A 6233-nucleotide genomic window follows, 5' to 3' on the forward strand; every position below is an offset into this window, starting at 1 on the left:
CGATGCGTCCTCGCCCGATGCCCGCAAGATCACCGTCTCGGTGGTGGCCAGCGGCACGGGCAGCCAGGTCAGTGCCCAGGGTGACGGCGCCGCCGTGACGAAGGTGATCGAGTCGCTGCGCGGCCGCCTCGCCAAGTAAGCACTGCTGCTGCGGGGTCCGGGGTCAGAGTATTGACTCTGACCCCCAACCATCCATCCGCACGGCCAGAAACAAAAAAACCCGCTTTCGGCGGGTTTTTTTCTATTTCTCGAGGAGGTCGAGCTTGCCCGGCTTGCCTTCCCATTCCTTGGCGTCGGGCAGGCCATCCTTGCGCTCGGTGATCACCGGCCACGATTTGGCGAGCTCGGCATTGAGCACGACGAAGCCTTCCTGGCCGCCGGGGACGTCGTCCTCGGGGTAGATGGCATTGATCGGACATTCCGGTTCGCACAGGGTGCAATCGATGCACTCGTCGGGATTGATGACGAGGAAGTTCGGACCTTCGTGGAAGGCATCGACCGGGCAGACTTCGACGCAATCGGTGTACTTGCACTTGATACAGTTGTCGGTGACGACAAAGGTCATGCGGGCGCCAAGCAGCGGTAAGTGGTGCTCCCTACGAGACTCGAACTCGTGTTCCCGCCTTGAGAGGGCGGTGTCCTGGGCCACTAGACGAAGGGAGCGGGGTACGACGAAGCGCGGTAGTATAACGGAAATCATCCGCCCGGCAACGGCGCCATCAGCCGACCATCGTAAGCGGCGGAAAGTTTGGTTACATTAAGAAAATGTCGGGCGCGGTGCGTCCGCAAGGACTACCAACGCTTGAACTCCGACCCAAGGAACGACGCCGCCACCGCGCCACGGATCATCCCGCGCGAGCAGCACTCCATCTCGCGCAAAAATATCTCCAAGGCCGCGCTGCGGGTGCTCTACCGACTCCACGAATCGGGTTATTCAGCGTTCCTGGTGGGCGGAGCGGTGCGCGACCTGCTGCTTGGCGGCCATCCGAAAGACTTCGACGTGGCCACCAACGCCACTCCGGACGAGGTCAAGAAGCTCTTCCGCAACTGCCGCCTGATCGGGCGGCGCTTCCGCCTGGCGCACGTGGTGTTTGGCCCGGAGATCATCGAGGTGGCGACCTTCCGTGGCCTGGGCGAGGAAGGCGCCGAGGGCGGCGACCGCCATATCGTCGATGGCCGCATCGTGCGCGACAACATCTGGGGCAGCATCGAGGAAGACGCCGTCCGCCGCGACTTCCGGGTCAATGCGCTCTATTACGACATCGCCGATTTCTCCGTGCGTGACTACGTCGGCGGCATGCAGGACCTAGCCGACCGCAGCATGCGCCTGATCGGCGATCCGGAACTGCGCTACCGCGAGGATCCGGTGCGCATGCTCCGCGCGGCCCGGCTGGCGGCGAAACTCAATTTCGGGATCGACCCGGCCGCGGCCGCGCCATTCGAAGACCTGGGCTACCTGCTGGCCGAGGCGCCGTCGGCACGCCTTTACGATGAATCGCTGAAATTGTTCCTGTCCGGGCATGGGCTGAAGAGCTTCCGCATGCTCGAGGCCTGCGGCCTCCTGAAGTTCCTGTTCCCGGCCACCGCGCGCGCGCTCCAGCGCGGTGACCAGGCGCTTCGCTCGCTGGTGGAGCAGGGCCTGGCCAACACCGATGCACGTGTCACGGAAGGCAAAACGGTCACCCCGGCCTTCCTCTTCGCCGTGCTGCTATGGGGCGAGGTGCGCGACCAGGCCTTAGGCTGGATCGCCCGCGGCATCGAGCCAACCGAGGCCTGGCAGCGGGCCGCGGTGCGGGTGGTGGGCGAGCAGTGCCAGCGTGTGGCGATCCCACGCCGTTTCACCCTCACCATGGAAGAAATCTGGGCCCTGCAGCCGCGATTCGAGCAGGTGCAGCGCAAACGCGTGTTCCGCCTGATGGCCCACCCCCGCTTTCGCGCGGCATTCGATTTCCTCCTGCTTCGGGCACCGGAGTCGGCCGCCATGGCGCAGTTGGGTGCATGGTGGCAGCACGCCCAGGCCTTGCCGCAGGAGATGCTGGCCGCGGCCTTGGGGGGCGGTCCGTTGCCACCCTCACCCGATGACATGCCGCTTACGCCCGAGCGTCCGCCCGTGCGGCGCCGCCGGCGTGCGCGTCGACCCAAAGGCGGCAAGGCCGAATCCTGACCATGTCCGTGGCCGTGCTTGCCCACGTCGGGTTGGGCAGCAACCTGGGCGATTCCCGCGCCATCATCGCCCAGGCCGTCCAGGCCCTGGGGGGCTTGCCGGGCTGCGAACTGATGGCCCGCTCGGCCGATTACCAGAGCCCGCCCTGGGGGCCGGTACCCCAACCGGATTACATCAATGCCGCGGTGCGCCTGCGCACCCGGCTTACCGCCCCGGACCTGCTCGAGGCCCTGCTTGCCACCGAACGTGCCTTCGGCCGGATGCGCCCGGGCGAGCGCTGGGGCCCGCGCACGCTCGATCTGGACCTGCTGCTCTATGGCGACACGGTGTGCGATGAGGAGCATCTGCAGCTTCCGCACCCGCGCATCGGAAGTCGAGCCTTCGTGCTGCTGCCGCTGGCCGACATCGACCCGGCGCTTGTGATCCCGGGGCAGGGGACGGTGGCGTGGCTGCTGGCCCGGGTGGATGCTTCAGGCTGCCGGCGCCTGGGCTGAATCGAAAGCCGTCCTTGAGCTTTGCTGCGTTGCGGCAGGATAATCTGACGTTTCAACTTCATGACGGAGCGCCACGTGTACGCGCAAGATCCGAATGCTCCCGAGCGCAAGGCCGTGACGGTACCCGCCCTGCGGGCCATGAAGCAGGAAAAAACCCGCATCACCATGCTGACCGCCTACGACGCGAGCTTTGCCGCGCAGTTGGAGGCGGCCGGGATCGACGTCGCCCTCGTGGGCGATTCGCTGGGGATGGTGGTGCAGGGGCATGGCAGCACGCTGCCGGTGACGGTCGAGCACATGGTCTACCACACCGCTGCGGTGTCGCGGGGACTGAAATCCACCCTGCTGGTGGCGGACCTCCCCTTCATGAGCGATCGTGACGTGGCCACGGCGATGGCCACGGCCACCCGCCTGGTGGCCGAGGGCGGCGCGGCGATGGTGAAGATCGAAGGCGCCGGGCACATCTGCGAGGTGATCAGCGCCCTGGCCGACCGGGCCATTCCGGTCTGCGCGCACCTGGGCCTGACCCCGCAATCGGTCCACAAGTTCGGCGGTTACCGGGTGCAGGGCAAGGGTGAAGAAGCCGCCGCGCGCCTTTTGGCCGATGCCCACGCAGTGCAGCGGGCCGGGGCCGACATGCTGGTCCTCGAATGCGTGCCTTCGGCGCTGGCCGGCCGCGTCACGGCGGAGCTTGCCATTCCCGTGATCGGCATCGGCGCGGGTGTCGACTGCGACGGCCAGGTGCTGGTGGTCTACGACATGCTCGGCCTCACGCCTGGCAAGCGACCCCGGTTCAGCAAGGATTTCCTCGCCGGGCGTGACAGTGTGGCAGCGGCGATCAAGGCCTACATAGCGGACGTGCGCAGTGGCGCCTTCCCTGCTCCCGAACACAGCTTCTAGAAGAATCCTATGCAAACCGTGCAAGACGCCGCCGCCCTGCGGGCCATGGTCCGCGGCTGGCGCCAGGCAGGCCAGACCATCGGCTTCGTGCCCACCCTGGGGAACCTGCACGCGGGCCATCACTCGCTGCTGAAGCTGGCCCGTGCCCGTACCGACCGCGTGGTGGCGAGCATCTTCGTCAATCCCACCCAGTTCGGCCCGGGTGAGGATTTCGAGCGCTACCCACGCACCATGGCGCAGGACCAGTCGGGCCTGGCCGAGCTCGACATCGACCTGCTGTTCGCGCCGGAGGTGTCCACGATTTACCCCTTCGGCGCCGAAAACAGCGTCAGCATCCACGTGCCGGGACTGAGCGAAACCCTCGAAGGCGCCCACCGGCCGGGCCATTTCGACGGCGTGGCCACCGTGGTGAACAAGCTTTTCGCCCTGGTCCAGCCCGACATCGCGGTGTTCGGCCAGAAGGATTTCCAGCAGCTGAAGGTGATCGAGCGGATGGTGCGCGACCTGGCCCTGCCGGTGAAGGTGATGGCCGGTCCCACCCTTCGCGATGGCGATGGCCTGGCGCTGAGCTCGCGCAACCAGTACCTCACTCCCGCCGAGCGCACCCGCGCGCCCCAGCTGGCGGCGGCGCTCAAGCAGATGAAGGCGCTGTTCGGCCAGGGCCATGCCCGCCTGGCCATCGAGCAGGCCGCGGCCGCCCGCCTGCAGCGGGCGGGTTTCGTCCCCGACTACATCGTGATCCGCCGGGAAGAAGACCTCGCCGAGCCCGCCGACGACGAGCGGACGGGCCTGGTGGCGCTGGCTGCCGCCCGGCTGGGTGCAACCCGCCTGATCGACAACCTGCCATTGGACTGATATCCCCTTGATCGGCAAGGCGCCAGCCCCATGTTCTGGCCCGACGGGCGCTGCTTAACTTTTCGCCAGCGCATGCCGATACACTGCGCAACTTTTAACGCCTACCCGCACCCCCGGACTTTCCCATGCACCTGAACATGCTCAAGGCCAAGATCCACCGCGCGACGGTGACCCACGCCGAGCTCCACTACGAAGGTTCGATTGCCATCGACGGCAACCTGCTGGACGCGTCGGGCATCCGCGAGTACGAGCAGATCCACTGCTGGAACATCAACAACGGCAAGCGCTTCACCACCTACGCGCTGCGAGCCCAGGAAGGCTCGGGCATCATCTCGGTGAACGGCAGCGCGGCGCATCGCGCCCAGCCGGGCGACCTGGTGATCATCGCCGCCTTCGTCGGCCTGTCCGAGGCCGAGCTTGCCGCGTTCAAGCCGACCATGGTGTACGTCGACCGTGACAACCGCATCACGCACACCAATCATTCGATTCCCAAGCAGGCAGCCTAGCCTGGCGACATTTTCGTCAACTACGCTGCGCTACCATCGGAGGCTTACAGTCACTGTCCGGAGCCTCCCATGGATGCCATCACCGATCGCGTGCCATCGTTTGCCGAGCACGCTTCCCGTCTAGCCAATACGCACCTGCGGGAATTGCTCAAGGACAAGGCGCGCGGTGACCGCCTGCGCAAGCGGGTGGGGCCGGTATTGCTGGACCTCTCCCGCCAGAAGCTCGACATTGCCGCGCTCGACGCCGTGGGCGCCTTTGTGCAGGGCACGAACTGGGAAGCCGCGCGCGACAAGATGTTCGCAGGCGGGCACATCAATACCTCCGAAGACCGCGCCGTGCTGCATACGGCGCTGCGCGCCGGTGGCTCGAAGCTGAAGTCGCCCGCGCCCGCCGCGGATCTCGAGGAAATCGAGGCTACGCTCAAACGCATCGAAACGATGGTCAGCGCCGTGCACGCGGGCAAGGGCCCCGACGTAGGCTTGCCGGCCACCATTACCGACGTCGTCAATGTCGGCATCGGCGGTTCGGATCTGGGTCCCCGCCTGGCTGTCGATGCACTGGCGCAGTTCCACGTACCCCATCTTCGCAATCATTTCCTGACCAACGTCGACGGCCACGCCGCCGATGGCCTGATGAAGACGCTCGATCCAAAGACGACGATCGTGCTGCTGGTATCGAAGAGCTTCAATACCCAGGAAACCCTGCTCAACGGCAATGTGCTGCGCGACTGGATCGCCACCATCTACGGCGGCGACCTGAAGAAGGCCGCCGGACACTTCCTTTCCGTCAGTTCCAACACCAAGGCTGCCGCCGACTGGGGTATTCCCGCCGACAAGGTGCTGCCGATGTGGGACTTCGTGGGTGGCCGTTTTTCGCTGTGGTCAGCGGTAGGATTGTCGATCGCCTTTGCCGTTGGCATGGTGCACTTCCGCGCGTTGCTCGCGGGGGCCGCGATGATCGACGATCATTTCCGCAGCGCGCCCTGGCAGGAAAACCTGCCCGTGCAACTGGCCATCGCCGAGATCTGGAACCGCAATGTGCGCGGCAGCACCAGCCGTGCGGTGGTGCCTTACGTCGATCCGCTGATCGACCTTCCTTCGTACTTGCAGCAGCTGGAAATGGAAAGCCTCGGCAAGCACGTCACGCCGGAGGGCAAGCAGGTCACCGGGCGCACGGTGCCGGTGGTGTGGGGCAGCATCGGCACCAACGCTCAGCATGCGTATTTCCAGGCGCTGCACCAGGGCACCGACATCGTGCCGCTGGAGTTCATCGGCATCGTCAAGCCTGGCCACGCGCTTTTGGAAAACCATCGC

7 protein-coding genes and 1 tRNA gene are annotated in these 6233 nt (G+C 66.0%); 6 read left to right on the plus strand and 2 right to left on the minus strand.

Annotation, left to right across the window (positions count from 1 at the left end; all coding sequences use genetic code 11):
• Positions 1-241: 241 nt before the first annotated feature.
• Positions 242-565 carry a ferredoxin FdxA gene (gene fdxA / locus VK519_RS08080; RefSeq protein ID WP_324348863.1) on the minus strand — a complete coding sequence of 108 codons (324 nt, stop codon included), beginning with the start codon at positions 563-565 and terminating at the stop codon, positions 242-244.
• Positions 566-587: 22 nt separating this feature from the next.
• Positions 588-663, minus strand: a tRNA-Glu gene (locus VK519_RS08085).
• Positions 664-802: 139 nt separating this feature from the next.
• Between VK519_RS08085 and pcnB the strand changes: the two genes are divergently transcribed.
• The 6 genes from pcnB to VK519_RS08115 form a co-directional block, all read left to right on the plus strand.
• Complete coding sequence (gene pcnB / locus VK519_RS08090) at positions 803-2164, plus strand: polynucleotide adenylyltransferase PcnB (protein WP_324348865.1); 1362 nt, start codon at positions 803-805, stop codon at positions 2162-2164.
• A 2-nt stretch (positions 2165-2166) separates the two neighbouring features.
• A complete protein-coding gene (gene folK, locus VK519_RS08095) occupies positions 2167-2658 on the plus strand; it encodes a 2-amino-4-hydroxy-6-hydroxymethyldihydropteridine diphosphokinase (RefSeq protein WP_324348867.1) in 492 nt (163 codons plus the stop codon).
• 60 nt (positions 2659-2718) lie between these two features.
• On the plus strand, positions 2719-3558 hold the full coding sequence (gene panB / locus VK519_RS08100; protein WP_324348868.1) for a 3-methyl-2-oxobutanoate hydroxymethyltransferase: 840 nt from the start codon (positions 2719-2721) through the stop codon (positions 3556-3558).
• Positions 3559-3567: 9 nt separating this feature from the next.
• Positions 3568-4413 (plus strand): pantoate--beta-alanine ligase, encoded by an 846-nt coding sequence (gene panC / locus VK519_RS08105; protein ID WP_324348869.1) that lies wholly within the window; start codon positions 3568-3570, stop codon positions 4411-4413.
• Positions 4414-4538: 125 nt separating this feature from the next.
• Positions 4539-4919, plus strand: a complete 381-nt coding sequence (gene panD, locus VK519_RS08110; protein ID WP_324348870.1) for an aspartate 1-decarboxylase — start codon at positions 4539-4541, stop codon at positions 4917-4919.
• 69 nt (positions 4920-4988) lie between these two features.
• Positions 4989-6233, plus strand: a 1245-nt coding sequence (locus VK519_RS08115) for a phosphoglucose isomerase-related protein (RefSeq protein ID WP_324348872.1), incomplete at its 3' end; no start/stop codon positions are given.

It is taken from the genome of Pinirhizobacter sp. (assembly GCF_035317885.1).
In the GTDB taxonomy this organism is placed as follows: domain Bacteria; phylum Pseudomonadota; class Gammaproteobacteria; order Xanthomonadales; family Rhodanobacteraceae; genus Pinirhizobacter.